This window comes from Bradyrhizobium sp. 2TAF36, assembly GCF_052114925.1.
GTDB classification, from domain to species: Bacteria; Pseudomonadota; Alphaproteobacteria; order Rhizobiales; family Xanthobacteraceae; genus Bradyrhizobium; species Bradyrhizobium barranii.
The window spans coordinates 15,773-35,082 of record NZ_JBFRFR010000003.1; the positions used below are offsets into that span (position 1 = coordinate 15,773).

The window sequence follows — 19,310 nt, forward strand, 5'->3', positions numbered from 1 at the left end:
GAGTAGAAAATGCAGCGAACCAAAGCCCCCTTCCGCGCCGACGAGGTCGGCAGCCTCTTGCGTCCCGCGAAGATCAAGGAAGCCCGCGCCAGGCTCGAGAAGGGCGAGATCTCGGTCGACGATCTGCGCAAGATCGAGGACATGGAGATCGAGAAGGTCGTGCACAAGCAGGCCTCGATCGGCTTGAAGCTCGCGACCGACGGCGAATTCCGCCGCTCCTGGTGGCACTTTGACTTCCTGGCCGAGCTCACTGGCTGCGAAATGTTTCACCCGGACACGGGCATCCAGTTCGCGGGTGTCGAGACACGGCATGATGCGGTCCGCGTGATCGGCAAGCTCGATTTCCCCGACGACCATCCGATGCTGGATCACTTCCGCTTCCTGAAGAAGTCCGCCGACCAGGCCCACGTCACCGCCAAGATGACGATTCCCTCGCCGGCCGTGCTGCACTTCCGCGGCGGCCGCAAGGCAATCTCCAAGGACGTCTATCCTGATCTCGACGCGTTCTACGAAGACCTCGGCAAGACCTACCGCAAGGCCGTGAAGGCGTTTTACGATGCCGGCTGCCGCTATCTCCAGTTCGACGACACCGTGTGGGCCTATCTCTGTTCGCAAGACGAATTGAAGAAGGCGAGCGAGCGCGGCGACAATCCCGAGGGTCTCCAGCAGATCTATGCGCGCGTCATTAATTACGCGCTGGCCGAGAAGCCGGCCGACATGGTGGTGACGACGCATGTCTGCCGCGGCAATTTCCGCTCGACCTGGATCTCCTCGGGCGGCTACGAGCCGGTCGCCGAGACCATGCTGGCCGGCACCAATTACGATGGCTACTTCCTCGAGTATGACAGCGACCGCGCCGGCGGCTTCGAGCCGCTGCGCTTCCTGCCCAAGGGCAACAAGGTCGTCGTGGTCGGCGTCATCACCTCGAAGTTCGGCGAGCTCGAGAAAAAGGATGACATCAAGCGTCGCCTCGAAGAGGCCGCCAAATTCGCGCCACTGGAGCAGCTCGCGCTGTCGCCGCAGTGCGGCTTTGCCTCGACCGAGGAAGGCAACATCCTCTCCGAGGAGGAGCAGTGGGCCAAGCTCGGCCTCGCGGTCGAGATCGCCAAGGAAGTGTGGGGCAACTGAGCGCTGCGCAGTCCGTCACGTGAGGGACGGCGAGGCCTCACCACACACTCACTGTCATTCCCCGCGAAAGCGGGGAATCCAGTACGCCGCGGCTTTTCGGTGAATCACGGACGTCTCGGCGTACTGGATCGCCCGGTCGAGCCGGGCGATGACACCGAGTGAGTGGCGGGCAGCGTCGCACCCTTGAAAACCAGTGCGCTCACCCGCTCTCACTTCTCCGCAAGATAAACCTCGCCCAGCAGCGACGAGTTCGACCACGGCACCTGCTTGTTCTTCGTGCTCGAGACCACTTCCGCCCGCACCCGCGTGAGCATCTGCTGCACCTCCAGCCCCGGCGTGCCGAGATGGCGGGAGAGGGCGGCGGAGAACGGCGAGTTGGCGCCTTCGCCGTCGAGCGCGACCTGGCCCGGCGCGGTGGCGAACGCGATCAGCGTGCCCGCGCCTAGCGTTGCACCGGCGCCCAGGCTCGTTGGCGCTGCGAGGCCCGAAGCGCCCTCGATGCCTCGGTTGGTGCCGGCGGCTGCGACCTGCTGCGCCATCGGATTGTTGCGGCAGGCATCGAAGATCAGAATGTTGGTGCGGACCTGGTCGTCGAGGCCGGCCATGATCGTGTCCATGTCGATCATCGCCTCCGTCATGCCCGCGCCCGGCTTGAGCTCGACGTCGACGGGAATGAGATAGTTGCGGCCGTCGACCTGCACGCCGTGGCCGGCATAGTAGACCAACGCGACCTGCGCCCGCGCCGCCTCGCGCAGGAAGTCGCGCGTCACTTTCTGCATCGCTGCGCGGTCGAGATCGATGCCCTCGGACACGGTGAAACCGATGTCGCGCAGGCTCCTGGCGACGGCGCGCGCATCGTTGGCCGGATTGGGCAGCGCCTTGACATGCGCATAGGCGCCGTTGCCGATCACCAGTGCCAGGCGCTTGCCAGGCGTCGCCGGGGCAGGCGAGGGCGCAGGTGCCGCGCCCGTTTGCTGCGGGGCCGGCTGCGTCACCGGTGACGGCGCATCGCGCGGGATGGGTGTGAGCGCATCCGTCACCAGCGACAGCCGCACCTTTGCGGTCGCCTGGTTGGCCTTGCTGCCGGCATCGGAAGCCACGATCGCCAGCGTCGCCTTGTAGTCGTCGCGCGCATGGGCGTAGTCGCCCTTCGCCTCATAGGCCAGCGCGCGGTGGATATAGCCGGAGATCAGCACGCTGTTCGGCGGCGTCATGATGTTGACGGGCGGTTTTTCTTTCGCAAGCCGGATCGCATCGCTGCCATCGGCGATGGCGCGATCGAGATCGCCCCGCACGCGCCAGATCGCGGTGCGGTTGATCAGCGGCTGCGGCAGTGTCGGGTCGAGCCGGATCGCCTGGTTGATGTCGGCAAGCGCGCCGTCGAGATCGCCGAGCGCCTCCTTCGCAATGCCGCGATTCTGGAACGAGAACGTCGATTTGGGCTGCAGCTTGATCGTGGCATCGTAGTCGGCGATCGCCTTGGCGTAGTCGCCCTTGCCGCGCCAGGCGTTGCCACGATTGTGGAAGATGGTGCCATCAGGCGGTCCGAGCTTCAGCGCATCGTCGAAATCGGCGATCGCGATGTCGTAGTCGCCCTTGTCGTAATAGGCCGATCCCCTGAGATTGTAGACCGCCTGGCTCGGCTGGAGCCGGATCGCCTCAGTGGTGTCGGCGATCACCTTCGAATAGTCGCCCTTCTTGTTCCAGCCCACCGCGCGCCAGAAATAGATCGTCGCGAGCTGCTCGCCTTTGAACACCTTCAGCGCGACGATCTTGTTGCAGGCGTCGATCATCTGGTCCGGCGGCGTGGTGTCGGTGGTGCAGAGTGGCCCGAGCTGGTTGCGCGCCTGCGCGAAGGCGGGCGCGGCCCACAGGGTTGCCGTGAGCAGACAGAGCGCGACGAGCAGGCGACGCATGGCGGTGGTCCCTTGAAGCAGAAGCGCTTGTTTGTTGCCCGGCGGTGCGCCGGGGTTCACGCGCTCGTCATTGGACGTGGGGTAAAGCCAAGAGAGGGTATTCCCTCAGTGGGCAGATTTTGCTACGACGCTGGTCCCAACATCTCTGCCCACCGCTTTCCCACTCATGAAGAACGACGAAATCCTTAGCCAAATCACCGAGTTCTGCCGCAAGGCGGACATGGCGGAATCGACATTTGGCCGGCGCGCGGTGAACGATGGGAAGCTGGTCCATCGCCTGCGCGAGGGAAAGCGCATCACGATCGACACGCTGGATCGGATCCAGGCCTATATCGCCGCATCGACGACAGGCGGCCTGCCGCCGCCGCGGGGGCTCCAGGTGCCCCCGGAAAAACGCGATCCGCGCGGCAATTTCCGTTTCTTCGAGAACCGGCAAAAATACCTGCTGTTCGTCCATACCTGCAGCGAGAAGCGGGTGGTCGCCGAGCGTGTGGCGCTGGAGCTCGCCAGCATCCATCCGCGCCCGCCGGCGCTGCGCATCTTCGACGCAGGCGTTGGCGACGGCACGGTGCTGGCCCGGGTGCTGCGGGCAACGCACCAGCGCTACCCGCACATGCCGTTCTACGTGGCCGGCAAGGAGCTCAGCCTCGAGGACCTGCGGCTGACGCTGGAGAGGGTTCCGGACCGCATTTTCGAGCATCCGGCGTCGGTGTTCGTGTTCACCAACATGTTCTACTCCGAGGCGCCCTGGCTCACGCCGGCATCTCCTGCGGCGGCGGCGGCCACCGTCTGGCACGAGGTTCCGCTACGGGGCGCCTCATCAGGCGAGTTCGAGCAGCAGATCGCCGAGTTGAGGCCGTTCCTGGAGCAGAACTGGCGCGCCGCCATCAGCCCACGCACGGCCATGCCGCTCTACGAACGGCCCGTCGTCCTGGTGCTGTACCGCGAGGACCACAGGTTCCTGCTGGATGCGACCATTCCGCGCCCGGGCCAGACCGAGGCCAATTTCGACCTGGTCATTGCGTCCCAGCCCTACCGTGCCCTGTCCTCGGTCAATTTCCGGGCAAAGCGGATCATTGCACCGCTGGCGCGGGCGCTTCGGCCGGGCGGGCGGCTGATCGGTATTCACTCCCACGGTCACGATCCCGGCATGGAAATGATCCAGGCGATCTGGCCTGGAGAAAATCCTTTCTCGGTCAGCCGTCATGAGCTATTGCGCGCGGTGAAGTACGAGCTTGGATCGTTGGGCCGCGACCTAAATTTTAATGCTTATGCGGACAACCGTTCGATCTTCAGGTATGATATGGAAGCGCTGCCCAACGAGGTGACGGGTACCATCGGAACCTCGACGGCCTTTGCAGCATGGAATGCGGCGGTGTATGTGGCGCAGATCGAGGACGACCGATTGACAGAAATGACTCAAAACGGCCGCACTCTTGATGCCGCCCGGGACGTGCTGCGGAAGTACAACGGGCTCTGGTTTCTCGACGAGTCCTACGTCATCTCGCGACGGCGTGATTGACATAATCCAAGGTTAAACATCGCAAACGCCCGCCAGGTTAACGGCGGAACAAGGGGTTACTGATGCGCGCGTCCTATCTCTTCACCAGCGAGTCCGTGTCCGAGGGCCATCCCGACAAGGTCTGTGACCGGATCTCCGATGAAATCGTCGATCTGTTCTACCGCGAAGGGCCGAAAGCCGGCATCGATCCGTGGCAGATCCGCGCGGCCTGCGAGACGCTTGCGACCACCAACAAGGTGGTGATCGCCGGCGAGACCCGTGGTCCCGCATCCGTCACCAACGAGCAGATCGAAGGCGTCGTGCGCGCCGCGATCAAGGACATCGGCTACGAGCAGGACGGCTTCCACTGGGAGAAGGCCGACATCGAGATCCTGCTGCACCCGCAGTCGGCCGACATCGCGCAGGGCGTCGATGCGCTGCAGCCGGGCGAACTCAAGGAAGAGGGCGCGGGCGACCAGGGCATCATGTTCGGTTACGCCACCAACGAGACGCCTGATCTGATGCCGGCGCCGATCTTCTACGCCCACAAGATCCTGCGCCTCATCTCGGAAGCACGTCACTCCGGCCGCGAGAAGGTGCTGGGTCCGGACTCCAAGAGCCAGGTCACCGTGCAGTACGAGAACGGCAAGCCGGTCGGCGTGCGCGAGATCGTCGTGTCGCACCAGCATCTGGTCGAGGACATCTCGTCGAAGCAGATCCGCGACATCGTCGAGCCCTATGTCCGCGAGGCGCTGCCGAAGGACTGGATCACGCCGAAGACCATCTGGCACATCAACCCGACCGGCAAGTTCTACATCGGCGGTCCGGACGGCGATTCCGGCCTGACCGGCCGCAAGATCATCGTCGACACCTATGGTGGCGCGGCCCCGCATGGCGGCGGTGCGTTCTCCGGCAAGGATCCGACCAAGGTCGATCGTTCGGCGGCTTACGCGGCGCGCTACGTCGCCAAGAACATCGTCGCGGCCGGTCTCGCCGATCGCTGCACCCTCCAGCTCGCCTACGCCATCGGCGTCGCGCGTCCGCTGTCGATCTACATCGATACCCACGGCACCGGTAAGGTGTCGGAGGACCAGCTTGAGAAGGCCGCCGCCAAGGCGATGGATCTCACCCCGCGCGGCATCCGCAGCCATCTCGACCTCAACCGCCCGATCTACGCGCGCACCTCGGCCTACGGCCATTTTGGCCGCACGCCCGACAACGAGGGCGGCTTCTCCTGGGAGAAGACCGACCTGGTCGAAGCGCTCAAGCGCGCAGTCTAAGTACCAACGTCATTCCGGGGCGCCGCGACAGCGGCGAACCCGGGATCCTTATCCATCATGTCGAGATGCAGGGTCGCCCCTCCAGGGCGACCCAGAACGACCAATTCAACAACAGGACCTCCGCTATGAATGCGAAGCCCGGCTTCACCGACTACATCGTCAAGGACATTTCGCTGGCCGACTTCGGCCGCAAGGAACTCTCGCTGGCCGAGACCGAGATGCCCGGCCTGATGGCCACCCGCGAGGAGTTCGGCCCGAAGCAGCCGCTGAAGGGCGCGCGCATCGCCGGCTCGCTGCACATGACGATCCAGACTGGCGTGTTGATCGAGACGCTGGCAGCCCTCGGCGCCGACATTCGCTGGGTCTCCTGCAACATCTATTCGACGCAGGACCACGCCGCCGCGGCGATCGCGGCCGCCGGCATTCCCGTCTTCGCGGTCAAGGGCGAGACGCTGGCCGAATACTGGGACTACACCGCAAAACTGTTCGACTGGCACGRCGGCGGTCACCCGAACATGATCCTCGATGACGGCGGCGACGCCACCATGTACGTCCATCTCGGTCTGCGCGCCGAGAACGGCGACACCGCCTTTCTCGACAAGCCCGGCTCCGAGGAAGAGGAAGTCTTCTTCGCGCTCCTGAAGAAGCAGCTCAAGGAAAAGCCGAAGGGCTACTTCGCCGAGATCGCCAAGAGCATCAAGGGTGTTTCCGAAGAGACCACCACGGGCGTGCATCGTCTCTATGACATGCAGAAGGCCGGCACGCTGCTGTGGCCGGCGATCAACGTCAACGACAGCGTCACCAAGTCGAAGTTCGACAACCTCTATGGCTGCCGTGAATCGCTGGTCGACGGCATCCGTCGCGGCACCGACGTGATGATGTCGGGCAAGGTCGCGATGGTCGCGGGCTTCGGCGACGTCGGCAAGGGTTCGGCCGCGTCACTGCGCCAGGCCGGCTGCCGCGTGATGGTGTCGGAAGTCGATCCGATCTGCGCGCTCCAGGCCGCGATGGAAGGCTACGAGGTCGTGACCATGGAAGACGCCGCGCCCCGCGCCGACATCTTCGTCACCGCGACCGGCAACAAGGACATCATCACGATCGAGCACATGCGTGCGATGAAGGATCGCGCCATCGTCTGCAACATCGGCCACTTCGACAACGAGATCCAGATCGCGGGTCTGCGTAACCTGAAGTGGACCAACATCAAGCCGCAGGTCGACGAGATCGAATTCCCCGACAAGCACCGCATCATCATGCTGTCGGAAGGCCGCCTCGTGAACCTCGGCAACGCGATGGGCCATCCGTCCTTCGTGATGTCGGCCTCCTTCACCAACCAGACGCTGGCGCAGATCGAGCTGTTCGCCAACAACAAGGACGGCAAGTACAAGAAGGAAGTCTACGTGCTGCCGAAGTCGCTGGACGAGAAGGTCGCGCGCCTGCACCTCGCCAAGATCGGCGTCAAGCTCACCGAGCTGCGCAAGGACCAGGCCGACTACATCGGCGTGAAGCAGGAAGGTCCGTACAAGTCGGACCACTACCGCTACTGAGATCGCATCCAGCTGCGACACGAAGGCCCCGGAGCGATCCGGGGCCTTTTTTTGTAGACTCATTGTGCTACGCTCGGAGGTAGAGCCAGAACAAGCCCGCCACTTCTGAAGCGGGTGGCCGCGTTTCCCACGTTCATTGTCAAATGCATATGGAGGGAATGCGATGTCCAGCGAAGCCAACGTTCAATTGCTCAAAGAAGCCTATCGTCGGTGGAACGACAGCAAGGGCGGCAGCGTCGACTATTGGTTCGACAGCGTCATCGGCCCGCAGATCAAATTCGACTCGCTTCCGCAGGGGGCTCCGGCCGTGCCCTTTGCCAAGTGTTATGACGACCGCGCGCAGCTGCGTGGCTATTTCGACGGTCTGCTGGCTGACTGGAGCATGCAGTACTACACGATGAATGAATACGTCGCGCAGGGCGACGTTGTTTTCGCGCGCGGCTCATGTGCCTGGACCAACAAGAGGACCGGGAAGATCGCTGAGACCCCGAAGGTCGATTTCTGGCGTTTCAAGGATGGCAAGGCAGTGGAATTCTACGAGTATTTCGACACAGCCCTTGTCTACGGCGCTGCCACCGCCTGACGGTTGCAATTCGGCACGGCGTCGCCCATCCTGTGCCGGGGAGAACGCCATGGCTAAAGCTGCAGAACATTTCGACGTGCTCATCGTCGGTGCCGGCCTGTCCGGCATTGGCGCGGGCTATCATCTTCAGAGCAAGTGCCCGGACAAGAGCTACGTCATCCTCGAAGGCCGCGACTGTATCGGCGGCACCTGGGACCTGTTCCGCTATCCCGGCGTCCGCTCCGACAGCGACATGTTCACGCTCGGCTATTCCTTCAAGCCGTGGACCGATCCGAAGGCGATCGCCGACGGGCCGCAGATCTTGAATTACGTGCGCGAGACAGCAGCCGAGAACGGCATCGAGAAGCACATCCGCTTCCGCCATCGCGTCAAGCGCGCGGCGTGGTCGACGCAGGAGGCGCGCTGGACCGTCGAGGTCGAGCGCATCACGGGCGAGGGCGCAACCGAGCTCGTGCGCTTCACCTGCAATTTCCTGTTCATGTGCTCGGGCTATTACAAATACGAGGCGGGCTATACGCCGGAGTTCGCGGGCGTGGCGGATTTCGCCGGCCGCATCGTGCATCCGCAGAAATGGACCGAGGACATCGACTACGCGGGAAAACGCGTCGTCGTGATCGGCTCGGGTGCGACCGCGGTGACACTGGTGCCTGAGCTCGCCAAGAATGCGGCGCAGGTCACCATGCTCCAGCGCTCGCCGACCTATGTGGTGTCGCGTCCTGCGCAGGACCCCGTCGCCAACAAATTGCGCCGCAATCTGCCGACGCGGCTTGCCTATCATGTCATCCGCTGGCGCAACGTGATGTGGGGGATGTTCTTCTTCCAGCTCAGCCGGCGCCGGCCTGCCAAGGTGAAGGAGCTGGTGCTCAAGGGCGTGCAGATGGCGCTCGGCCCCGACTACGACGTCGCGACCCATTTCACGCCGCGCTACAATCCCTGGGACCAGCGGCTCTGCCTCGTGCCCGACGGCGATCTGTTCAAGGCGATCCGCGAGCAGCGCGCCGCCGTCGTCACCAACGAGATCGACACCTTTACGCGCGACGGCATTCGCCTGAAGGACGGCAGCGAGCTTGCGGCCGACATCATTGTCACCGCGACGGGGCTGGTGCTTCAGGTCGTCGGCGGTCTCGAGGTAAGTGTCGACGGCCGCGCCGTCGATTTCGCCAACACGCTGACCTACAAGGGCATGATGTATGCCGACGTGCCGAACATGGCGTCGGCCTTCGGCTACACCAACGCGTCCTGGACGCTGAAGTGCGATCTCACCTGCGAATATGTCTGCCGTCTCATCAACTACATGGACCGGCACAATTTCCGTCAGTGCATGCCGCACAATGACGACCCTGAAATCACCGCGCAGCCGTCGCTCGATTTCACCTCGGGCTATGTGCAGCGCTCGGTCGCGAAGATGCCGAAGCAGGGCTCGAAGCAGCCGTGGCGGCTGTACCAGAACTACGCGCTCGACATCGTCTCCTTGCGCTTCGGCAAGATCGACGACGGCGTGATGCAGTATTCCTGATCACGCAGCCGCCCGCTTTATGCCTTGCGCGTGGTGAGCGCGAGCCCAAGATCGATCGCAAGCGCGAGCACCACGGCGGCGCCGCCAAGTCCGAACAGGACCAGATAGTCGCCGCCGGTCTGCGCGTAGATCCAGGAGAGGCCGTAGGCTGCCGCCGCCTGGAACATCGCAAAGCTGGTGGTGGCGTGGCTCCATGTCGCGCGCTGCTGCTCGGTCGAGTGCGGCACGAGCTCATGAATGCGCCCGAGCACTAGCGGTACGATACCGGGTGTGAAGCCGCCGACCACGACGCTCGACTCGATCAGCGAAACCGGCGCGGTGCTGACGGTGGGCAGCAGCACGGCGACCGCCTCGATCAGGAAGGCCGCGCGCAAGGCCGGTCCAAATCCCGAGCGGTCACCGAGATGGCCGGTGACGAGCGGGCCGACGATGGCGCCGAGACCGTACAGCACCCAGTAGCGCGAGCCCGCGGCAATGCCCTGGCCGAGGCCACGCGCCACGAAGTCGACGATGAAGACCATGTGCGGCACCAGGGCCACCGCGTTGAGGCCATACTGGACCAGAAGCGCGCGGACGGCGGGCGAGGCCTGATGGGACTTCGCGTGATGCGAAGGCGCGGCATCGCTCCTGGCCTCCGCAGGCCAGTTCCACCAGCTCGCGAGCGTGAGCACGGCGGAGAGCACGCCGACGCCATACCAGCTCTGCTGCAAGCCCTGTTGCAAGAGCAGCGGCACCAGCGTGCCCGATGCCGCGACGCCAAGGCCGACGCCGGCAAAGATCACGCCGCCGACGATGCCGCGCCTCGCGGCCGATACGTGCGGCAGAATGACGGAGGCCGCCAGCACCATGATGATTCCCCCGGTGAGGCCCGACAGAAAGCGCCAGGCGAAAAACCAGGTGAAGGACACCGGGGTAGAGCTCGCGAAGAAGGAGAGGGTGGCAAGCAGCATCATCGCCCGCAGCGCGCGGACGGCGCCGATGCGGGTGGCCAAGGCGCGTGCGGCGAGCGCGCCGGCGAGGTAACCGGCGAGGTTGGCAGCGCCGAGATAAACGACGTCGGATGCGCTGAACCACTTTGCGGCGATCAGCGCCGGGATCAGCGGCGTATAGGAAAAGCGGGCGAGGCCAAGCCCGACCAGTGATGCGGACAATCCCGCCACGGCGTACCGCCAAGCCTGCCGCGAAGTCGATTGCGATTCCGATCCCGGCCGCTGATGTGGCCGGGCGTGGTGCCCAGTGTTTGCATTGAGTTCGGTCATGTCATCCTCCTGCGCACACAATGGCGCGCGGATCATCCAGTCTTTGCGGCGCGGCGGCGCCGGAAGTCCTGCACGGGCAGGCCACCCCAGCCCCAATTGTCGGTGTCGACTTCCTCGATCACGACGAAGGTGGACTCGAGCGGCTTGCCGAGCACGTTGAGCAGCAACTGGCTCGATCCCTTGATCAGCGCGGCCTTCTGCTCCGCTGTGAGCGACGCCGCTCCCGGCGTCGTTCGTTCGCGGGTCACTTGAATGGTGACGATCGGCATGGTCTTTCTCCGCGCTCAGTGGCCGGCGCTCTGGCCGCCGTCGACGTGCAGGATCTCGCCGGTGACGAAGGAGGCACTCTCGAGATAGAGCACGGCGCCAACGATGTCGGACATCTCGCCCATGTGGCCGACCGGATGCAGCGCGCCGAGCTGGGCATGCGTCGCAACGGTATGCATCGGCGACTTGATGATGCCGGGCGCGACCGCGTTCACGCGGATGCCACGCTTGGCGTATTCGATCGCAAGCGACTTGGTCGCTGCATTCAGTCCGCCCTTGCTCAGCGAGGCCAGCACCGACGGCACGTTCGAATTGGCCTGATCGGCCAGCGTGGTCGTGATCTGAACGACGTGACCCGAACCCTGCTTCTCCATCTCCGCAAGGGCGAGCTGCGTGATGTGGAAGAAGCCTGCGACGTTGGTGCCCATCACCGCCGCATAGTCCTCGGCCGTGTACTGCGTGAACGGCTTTGCGACGAAGATGCCGGCATTGTTGACCAGCGTGTCGACCCGGCCAAAGCGCGCGACTGCCTGCGAGACCACGCGTTCGGCGGTGGCGCGGTCCGCGATGTCGCCGGGAACGGCGAGGATGTCATCGTCTCCCGACGGCTTGATGGAGCGCGCCGTTGCGACGACGCGATAGTTGCGATCGCGAAAGCCCTGGACCAGGGCGGCGCCGATACCCTGCGATGCACCGGTGATGATGGCGACCTTCTGCTCGATACCCATGACGGACTCCTGTTGTTGGCTTTCAGAACCTGCGCCAGCAGCGGCTGGCTTGCGTAATGAGGTACGCCGCGGCGGCCCGGCTGCGAATACACGTTGTCCGGCAGACACTGTTACGTGGCGCGAACGAATGCCGGACCGGCCTTTGGCGGCGGTTGTCGCGGCGGGGGCGAACGCTTAGCTTGTCACTGGAATTTGATGGGGCGACGGGTAGGCATGGATCGTCTGGATGCGATGAAGGTGTTCGTCCTTGCGGTGGACGAGGGCAGCTTGGCCGCTGCAGGGCGCAAGCTCGGCCGCTCGCCGGCGGCGGTCAGCCGCGCCATCGCCTTCCTGGAGGAGCGGGTCGGCGCCGAGCTGCTGCACCGGACGACGCGATCGATCAAGCTGAGCGAGGAGGGCGAGCGCTATGTTGCGATCTGCCGTCGCGTGCTCACCGAATTGGAGGAGGCCGACGACATCGCGGCCGGACCGCGCACGGCGCCCCGCGGCCTGGTTACGATAACTGCCCCCGTGGTGTCGGGCGAGATGGTGCTGCGGCCGATCCTCGACGCATTTCTCGATGCCTATCCGACGGTGTCGGCAAAGCTCCTGCTGTTCGATCGTTCGGTCAATCTGATCGAGGAGGGCGTCGACATCGCGCTTCGCATCGGACCTCTCGCGGATTCGGCGATGGTGGCGATGCGGGTCGGCGAGATCAGCCGCGTCGTCGTCGCAGCGCCGCGCTATCTGAAGCAGCACCCGCGCATCGCTGAACCCGGCGATCTCGCTAAGCACCAGATCGTGGCGATGGCGCACCTGCCCAATTCCTGGACCTTTGCGCCACCGGCCGGCTCATCGGCAGCCAGGACAGTCCAGTTCACGCCGCGGCTCGTCGTCAACAGCACCTATGCGGCGGTGGCGTCCGCGGTCGCCGGGCGCGGCGTGGCGCGGATGTATTCGTATCAGGTGGCCGAGCAGGTCGGGCGCGGCGAGCTCGAGATCGTGCTGGCCGGCGATGAGGATCCAGAGATGCCCGCGCATTTGATCTGCCCGCAGGGCCGGCTCGCGGTGCCCAAGGTACGGGCCTTCACCGACTTCGCCGTGCCCCGGCTGAAGAAGCACTTTGCGCAGCTCAAGAAGAGCCTCGGTGCACGCTAGTCATTGCGGCCGCGCGGCGACTGCCAATGCGTTGTTTTGCGTATACGGCCGCCGGGCTGAATCGGCGATGGTTCCAGAACGGTTAACGCCGATTTAACGGATGAGTTCTAGCCTGTCTCGGCCGGGGTTACTCGCAAGGCCGAGGTGAGCCCAATGGAAGCCCAGAAGATTGCGGTCGACGCCGTCGTCGCGCTGACCGATTGCGACCGCGACGCCGTCATCGCCTTCATCCGCCGGCTCTATCTCGCCGGTGTCACCGACCCCAAGCGCCTCACCTTCAAGGGGCTCCAGGCGCTGTCGCGGGTGTGACTGGCACGCGCCCAATCGAACCTACTTTGCCCCGGTCGGAGTGAGGCCTCCGAGATGCCGGCCCCAAGCGCGCCCATGCGCTGGCATGCAAAGCTGAGTATGTCCGGATCGGGCGGGGTGATGCGCTTACCGGCTTCGACCTCGCAGGCAAATGTCTGCCCGACCCGCAGCCACTGGCCGCCCCGGATCCGGAGGTTTACCGCTTGGTGGTTGCGGCGAAGTGCCTTGGCCGTTTAGGGATGCGGATATTCCAAGCAGAAACAACGCGAGCGCGGAGTCCGCCAACGAGCGCCATATCCCCAAGACGCACCCTGACTTTCCAACCCTGGAACCAGGATAGCATGCCGCTGACCGACCGCAACGCGGGGATTGGTGGCGCGTCAGCCAAATTGTGCGCAGCACGGCTGGGGACGTCCCAATCACAACCCGCGGAACAGCCTCAGGATGCACGCCAATATCTTGCAGCTCGGGCCGGGTCGGAGTAGATCACGTTCCCGGCTGGGTCACTCGGGATTTGGGGAAATGCTGAAACAGCTTTTTGCGCCGCAACTTGTCGTTCTCTATGCGCTTGCGGCATCGACGATCTACGTTCACTTCCGCGGCAAGCAGCGACTGCGCTTCGCGCGCCAGCTCGGCGATCACTCGACCTATCTCGCGCCCTACAATGTGCTGATGTATGCGGGCTCGGCCGTGCCGAACAAGCCGGTGATCCCGGTCGAGCAGTTTCCCGAGCTGAAGCCGCTCAGCGAGAATTGGGAGACCATTCGCGACGAGGCGGTACGCCTGTTCGACGAAGGTTTCATTCGCGCAGCGGCGAAGAACAACGACTGGGGCTTCTACTCGTTCTTCAAGAGCGGCTGGAAGCGGTTTTACCTGAAATGGTACGACGACTTCCTGCCATCGGCGCGCACGTTGTGCCCGAAGACGGTGGAGTTGCTCAACGCGATCCCGAGCGTGCACGGCGCGATGTTTGCGATGCTGCCGCCGGGCGGCAAGCTCGGAGCGCACCGCGATCCCTTCGCGGGCTCGCTGCGCTACCACCTTGGGCTCGTCACGCCGAACTCGAACAAGTGCCGCATCCTGGTCGACGGCGTCGAATGCGTCTGGCGCGACGGCGAGGCTTTCATGTTCGACGAGACCTTCATCCACAGCGCCGAGAATGCGACCGACGTCAACCGCATCATCCTATTCTGCGACGTCGAGCGCCCGATGAAGTACGGCTTCATGACCGCGATCAACCGGTGGGTCAGCCATCACATCGTCAAGGCATCGGCGACCCAGAACGTGGATGGCGAGAGTGTCGGCGTGCTCAACAAGGTCTTCGGCAAGCTCTACGAGATCCACCTTGGCAGCCGCAAGGTCAAGGAGTGGAACCGCAACGTCTACTACACGCTGAAATATTCGCTGACCGCGTTGGTCCTGGGCCTGATCGTGATGTCGGCGTTGCGGTGATCGTCGCGCCGCGATGAAAAGCCCCGGAGCTGAGCTCCGGAACGCGACAAAAAAGCCAGGCATCAACTCGATGCCCCACATCACGCGAAGACCGGAAGAAGCGACCCACCCAGGTGTTCTTCTCACTCACGCGTAATGCAGGTTCCGGTCCGCATCTCACGGTTTGACGTAGCTCCAACCCTGCTCCTGCCGTTCCATGACGCGGATGACACCGGATTTCACGATCGTTGCCTGGGAAATTAGGTTGATATCTTTGTTCTCGGACTTACGCATATTGTCTTGAGTGTTACCGCAGGCCTTGAAGGAGATTTCCGGATTGCTCAACGCGAGTACCTCGATGCGCGCCTTTACGGGGGAGGTGTCATCGCGCAACATGTGAAGCCCGGGGCCAAATGCGACGACTTCGATCTCCACTCTTTCACCGAGATCGCGATAATATTGCGTGACGTTTGTTGCATTGTTAAGTGCGAGATTCATCGTCGCAGGGTCGTTAGAATTGACCTGCAAGATCAGTCGATGCGGCTTCCCGGCGGGCTCCGCCGGCTTTGTTGCCGGGTCTCGGTGCTCGATTGCCTGATTCTGCCTGTTATATTTATATTGCCTCTTGCTAACCTGGCTCGGCTTATTCGATTGTGCGCTCGCCTGATCGTCCATCTTCGCTTGCGCGGTCGGTTCGATCACGAGCGCCATAACCAAACCTGCGATGGTTGCTGTCGCCAAACGTCCAATTCTGATCATATTGTTTTTCCTTCATTCCATGACTATCAGTGCCTTGGGCTGCTGACGGGATGTGGCCACTTGCACGCCGTCGCGAGTTTTTCTCGCACGACCTTTAATCCGTCGAGCAGAAAATGCCCCTCCCGAGTCGAGCCGGCGCGAGTGGAAAGACGGACAACGATGCTGCCCTCCTCAGGTAACGATTGCAGTAAGCCGACGACGTCGCCCCGGAAGACGGCGCCGTACCCTAATGGCGACGCGGCGGCGGCAAGCTGCACCGGCGGATCCGCATTGACGCGATAGGAGATGGCGTATGCTTCGGCGCTGCGCGGCATCGTTGCTCCCGTGAGCACGAGTTCAGAGCGGCCTCGGCGGCAATGGATAACGAGCTGCATTGCGGCGTCATCCGCGTCGCCGCGCGAGCGTGTGGTGGCAGTTACGATCGGCGAATAGTCAACGGGGGACGTGGTCTCGCTGAGCAGCCAGTTGTCGTAAGGTCCCGACTTGGCAGGCGAGGCAATTTTCCGTGATTGAATCTCTAGGCATTTCAGTCGGGCGGGTTCTTCCACCATTGAACAAGTCCGAAGATTGTCCATCGGATCGTTCGCACTCTGCGCATAGGCGATGCCGCAGGCGAAATTGAGCGTAACGGCTAGAGGAAATACCGCGGACTTCATGGTGGCGCCTGTGCGCTGCGCGCCTTGCGATCCAACCATTCTTGCGCGGGTTGGAAGCGGGTTAGTCCGGGAACGGTCGCTGCGAGATTGATGGACTTCCATTTCTGGTCAAAGCCTGGCGCCTGCAGGCGATCTATCCTGGAAAACAGGTAGTCGACCAGGCGCGCAACGCGTTGATAACGGTTCGACTGCGGTGTCCAATTGAATGAGACAAGCGCGGTTGGCACCGCGATGGTTGACACCCGCTCGCCCTGCTTGATGAGGTTGGGATATTCATTTGCCTCCAACGTCGCAGGCAGGTAGTAGTCCTCAAATCTGCTGTCGTAGTTGACCGGGAGAAATTTAAATCCCGCGTCCCAGCGGCCGCGCACGAAAGCGTCGACAGGTTTTGACGTGATGAACACCACGGCCGCCGTTTCGCCTTTACGCAGTTGTTCCAGCGCGACCTGATGCGGAATGAACGTCTGCTCGACCTGGATGCCAAGGCGGCTGAAGATCAGCGGCCCCGAATAGGCGGCTGCGGTGCCCTGTGTGTTGAAGTTCACTATTTTTCCGGCGAGATCCTGCAGGTTTGTAATCTCCGGTCTTACGAAAATATGCAGCTCGGACGGGAAGAGATTGAGAAGGTACGTTATGTGGCTTCGGATCCCCGGCACTTGAATCTTATACTCTTCGAGCGCATCGGAATTGATAATCGCCGTATCGACGCCGCGCAGATAAAGCAGTGAGTTCAGATTTTCCGTGGCTCCTCGGGTGACGATTGGTATCAAATGCAGATTCGCTCCGTCATCGACGACGCGGGCCATTTCCGCGGCAAGGCGAATTGGCGCTCCCTCCAGCAAGCCGCCAGCCAATCCAACAGTCCAGGCGTTCATTCGATCTTTTTCGGTCTGCTGGGGCTGGGGTAGGGGCCCTCGAGCAGCTGGTCCATTACCCTTGGTGGGGCGCGCTGTCTGTGCTCCCAGACCGGATGGCGAAACTGCCATGGTCGCCAAGACTAGCGCGGCGAGCAGCAGCAACAAGCATGGCCTTGGTAGCGTTTTCATGTCAGCCCCTTCTTGATTGCCAGTTGCAGGCCTCTTCAGCGCTCACAGCGGGTGAACGCAGGTCTTTCAACGACCCAACGCTTCGAGCCGATCCTTGGCCTCGCGAATACCGCCGCTCTGTGCTTTCGCGTAGAGCTCTCGCGCCTTAGCCGCTTCGCCCCGCGTTCCATAGGTGCCCCAGGCCGATAAAACGACGGGATCATACGTCTCCGCGAGCATAAAACGTGCCCGCGCATTGTCGTTCTCCGCGGCACGCTCAAGCACGATCCTCGCGGCCCCGATATTGCCCTGGCCGAGCAAAGCACTCGCGCGTGCGATTAGTCGGGCCGCTTCTGCCTTGTCCTGGTCTGCGGTTACCGGCCGTTCCGCTGCCGCTGCCGCGGTCGGTGTCATCGGCACGATCGGGACTTCAATTGCGCGCTTCGCTGTCACGGGCTCGCCAATGGGGCGTTGCGCAGATGCGGGGTCACGCGCCATGCCATCCATCCTGCTCGGCCCCTGCTGCAAAAGTATTTCGCGCCCCGCGGCCTGTTTCTGGTGCGCCGCCTCCTCTTGGGGGTTGCGCGTAGCGGCAAGTTCGCTTGCGAGCGACGCGACGCGAGCTTGTGCCTCTTCAAGCGCGCGACCCTGTTGCTGAGCGCCGGCCGTTGCAGCCTTCGCCTCGTTGTTTATTTTAATGAGGGCGGCAGACTTTTCCTGCTCCTGCTGCAGAGATTGTCGCAATTCTGCGATCTCGCGTTCCGCCGCCTGTTTCTGCTGCGCGGCGGCCTCGTCGGCCTTGCGCGTAGCGGCAAGTTCGCTCGCAAGCGATGCTGTACGGGCCTTTGCCTCCTCAAGCGCGCGATCCTGTTGTTGAGCGCTGGCCGTCGCAGCCTCCTGCTCTTGCTGCAGAGATTTCCTCAGTTCCGCGATCTCGCGTTCCGCGGCCTGTTTCTGCTGCGCGGCGGCCTCGTCGGCCTTGCGTGCAGCGGCAAGTTCGCTCGCAAACGATGCTGTACGGGCCTTTGCCTCCTCAAGCGCGCGACTCTGTTGCTGGGCACTGGCCGTCGCAGCCTCCACCTCGTTGTTCACCTTGACGAGGGCAGCCGACTTTTCCTGCTCCTGCTGCAGAGATTGCCGCAATTCCGCGATCTCGTGTTCCGCCGCCTGCTTCTGCTGCGCGGCGGTTTCGTCGGCCTTGCCCGCTGCAGCAAGTTCGCTCGCGAGCGACGCGACGCGAGCTTGTGCCTCTTCAAGCGCGCGGCTCTGTTGCTGAGCGCTGGCCGTCGCAGCCTTCACCTCGTTGTTCACCTTGACGAGGACGGCAGACTTTTCCTGCTCCTGCTGCAGAGATTGCCGCAGTTCCGCGATCTCGTGTTCCGCCGCCTGTTTCTGCTGCGCGGCGGCCTTGCCCGCTGCGGCAAGTTCGCTCGCGAGTGACGCGACGCGAACTTTTGCTTCTTCGAGCGCGCGACCCTGTTGCTGGTCGCTGGCCGTTGCTGCCTTCACGTCGTTGTTCATCTTAACGAGGGCGGCGGCCTTTTCCTGCTCCTGCTGCAGAGATTTCCTCAGTTCCGCGACCTCGCGTTCCGCCGCCTGTCTCTGCCGCGCGGCCGCCTCGTCCGTCTTGGCCTGTTCTTGTTGTAAGGACTGCCGGAGAACTTCCGCTGTATCTTCCGCTGCCTTTCTTTGCCGTGCCGCATCGTCTTGGGACTTGCTCGACAGGGCCAATGTCGTTTCTAAGTGGCTGCGCAGTTTGGTAAGTTCAATCGTCAATGCGGCGGAGATTTCTCGCTCTTGGTCCAGAGATCGCCGTAATTCAGCGGGCGGCGTCGTCAACTTGCCCCCCTGTGCGTCGATGTCCGAGGCTTGCTCTTCGAGCACTTGGCGGCCCTGTATTATGCCCGCCGACAATGCCTGTGCCGAGGCTCCGGTGTCCTGCGCGAAGACCGCAGTCGTCTCGCGCTGAATGGGCCTTTGCGAGGCGACTGGCTTTAAATTGTCGGTCGATTTTGAAGCCTCGTGTTCGCTGAATCGGTCGAACACACCGAACTGTGTTGCCGCAACGACGACTGAAACCATCAGACAAGCAGTCAACCATTTTTCCAAACGCATTCGACCGCCTCAAAATAACTAAATCGGATCACACTTGATCGGAATGAGTCCGCCGTTAGGCTTACGCGGCGCCGCAGCAAATCATTAAAATTATGTTAATTGGACAATAATATATTTTAAATTAATATTAAAGCGAAATTAAATGGTGATATT

The 19,310-nt window shown here is 62.9% G+C and carries 17 protein-coding genes; 9 read left to right on the plus strand and 8 right to left on the minus strand.

Annotated features, from left to right (window positions below; genetic code table 11):
- Positions 1–9 precede the first annotated feature (9 nt).
- A complete protein-coding gene (locus AB4Z51_RS02055; protein WP_441496930.1) occupies positions 10–1,128 on the plus strand; it encodes a cobalamin-independent methionine synthase II family protein in 1,119 nt (372 codons plus the stop codon).
- A gap of 209 nt (positions 1,129–1,337) precedes the next feature.
- Here the strand turns inward: AB4Z51_RS02055 and AB4Z51_RS02060 are convergent, their stop codons facing one another.
- Entirely contained in the window at positions 1,338–3,044 is a 1,707-nt protein-coding gene (locus tag AB4Z51_RS02060) for a caspase family protein (protein ID WP_441496931.1), read from the minus strand.
- A 166-nt stretch (positions 3,045–3,210) separates the two neighbouring features.
- Here AB4Z51_RS02060 and AB4Z51_RS02065 point away from each other — a divergent pair, with 166 nt between their 5' ends.
- From AB4Z51_RS02065 to AB4Z51_RS02085, 5 genes are all read left to right on the plus strand, one after another.
- Complete coding sequence (locus AB4Z51_RS02065) at positions 3,211–4,566, plus strand: hypothetical protein (RefSeq protein ID WP_441496932.1); 1,356 nt, start codon at positions 3,211–3,213, stop codon at positions 4,564–4,566.
- 62 nt (positions 4,567–4,628) lie between these two features.
- Positions 4,629–5,825, plus strand: coding sequence for a methionine adenosyltransferase (gene metK, locus AB4Z51_RS02070; RefSeq protein ID WP_441496933.1), 1,197 nt, complete (start codon positions 4,629–4,631; stop codon positions 5,823–5,825).
- 125 nt (positions 5,826–5,950) lie between these two features.
- Positions 5,951–7,372, plus strand: a complete 1,422-nt coding sequence (gene ahcY, locus AB4Z51_RS02075) for an adenosylhomocysteinase (RefSeq protein WP_441496934.1) — start codon at positions 5,951–5,953, stop codon at positions 7,370–7,372.
- A gap of 163 nt (positions 7,373–7,535) precedes the next feature.
- Complete coding sequence (locus tag AB4Z51_RS02080) at positions 7,536–7,955, plus strand: nuclear transport factor 2 family protein (RefSeq protein ID WP_441496935.1); 420 nt, start codon at positions 7,536–7,538, stop codon at positions 7,953–7,955.
- 49 nt (positions 7,956–8,004) lie between these two features.
- Positions 8,005–9,471 (plus strand): flavin-containing monooxygenase, encoded by a 1,467-nt coding sequence (locus AB4Z51_RS02085; protein WP_441496936.1) that lies wholly within the window; start codon positions 8,005–8,007, stop codon positions 9,469–9,471.
- A 17-nt stretch (positions 9,472–9,488) separates the two neighbouring features.
- On the opposite strand, the gene AB4Z51_RS02090 is transcribed toward AB4Z51_RS02085, so the two are convergent.
- From AB4Z51_RS02090 to AB4Z51_RS02100, 3 genes are read right to left on the minus strand one after another with little or no spacing between them, the layout of a single operon-like run.
- Positions 9,489–10,730 carry a YbfB/YjiJ family MFS transporter gene (locus tag AB4Z51_RS02090; protein WP_441496937.1) on the minus strand — a complete coding sequence of 414 codons (1,242 nt, stop codon included), beginning with the start codon at positions 10,728–10,730 and terminating at the stop codon, positions 9,489–9,491.
- Between the two features lie 32 nt (positions 10,731–10,762).
- Positions 10,763–10,999 (minus strand): tautomerase family protein, encoded by a 237-nt coding sequence (locus AB4Z51_RS02095; RefSeq protein WP_441496938.1) that lies wholly within the window; start codon positions 10,997–10,999, stop codon positions 10,763–10,765.
- Between the two features lie 15 nt (positions 11,000–11,014).
- Entirely contained in the window at positions 11,015–11,725 is a 711-nt protein-coding gene (locus tag AB4Z51_RS02100; RefSeq protein WP_441496939.1) for an SDR family NAD(P)-dependent oxidoreductase, read from the minus strand.
- A gap of 213 nt (positions 11,726–11,938) precedes the next feature.
- Here AB4Z51_RS02100 and AB4Z51_RS02105 point away from each other — a divergent pair, with 213 nt between their 5' ends.
- From AB4Z51_RS02105 to AB4Z51_RS02115, 3 genes are all read left to right on the plus strand, one after another.
- Entirely contained in the window at positions 11,939–12,862 is a 924-nt protein-coding gene (locus AB4Z51_RS02105) for a LysR family transcriptional regulator (RefSeq protein ID WP_441496940.1), read from the plus strand.
- A gap of 153 nt (positions 12,863–13,015) precedes the next feature.
- The gene (locus AB4Z51_RS02110; protein ID WP_167768006.1) at positions 13,016–13,171 is read left to right on the plus strand and encodes a hypothetical protein; all 156 of its coding nucleotides are present in this window, start codon (positions 13,016–13,018) and stop codon (positions 13,169–13,171) included.
- Between the two features lie 522 nt (positions 13,172–13,693).
- Positions 13,694–14,623, plus strand: coding sequence for an aspartyl/asparaginyl beta-hydroxylase domain-containing protein (locus tag AB4Z51_RS02115; RefSeq protein WP_441496941.1), 930 nt, complete (start codon positions 13,694–13,696; stop codon positions 14,621–14,623).
- 156 nt (positions 14,624–14,779) lie between these two features.
- On the opposite strand, the gene AB4Z51_RS02120 is transcribed toward AB4Z51_RS02115, so the two are convergent.
- From AB4Z51_RS02120 to AB4Z51_RS02135, 4 genes are all read right to left on the minus strand, one after another.
- Complete coding sequence (locus tag AB4Z51_RS02120; protein ID WP_441496942.1) at positions 14,780–15,361, minus strand: DsrE family protein; 582 nt, start codon at positions 15,359–15,361, stop codon at positions 14,780–14,782.
- 26 nt (positions 15,362–15,387) lie between these two features.
- Complete coding sequence (locus tag AB4Z51_RS02125; protein ID WP_135214508.1) at positions 15,388–16,017, minus strand: hypothetical protein; 630 nt, start codon at positions 16,015–16,017, stop codon at positions 15,388–15,390.
- A complete protein-coding gene (locus AB4Z51_RS02130) occupies positions 16,014–17,063 on the minus strand; it encodes a TAXI family TRAP transporter solute-binding subunit (RefSeq protein WP_441496943.1) in 1,050 nt (349 codons plus the stop codon). The genes AB4Z51_RS02125 and AB4Z51_RS02130 overlap by 4 nt, the downstream gene beginning before the upstream one ends.
- A 66-nt stretch (positions 17,064–17,129) precedes the next feature.
- Positions 17,130–19,157 (minus strand): hypothetical protein, encoded by a 2,028-nt coding sequence (locus tag AB4Z51_RS02135; RefSeq protein WP_441496944.1) that lies wholly within the window; start codon positions 19,155–19,157, stop codon positions 17,130–17,132.
- Positions 19,158–19,310 lie beyond the last annotated feature (153 nt).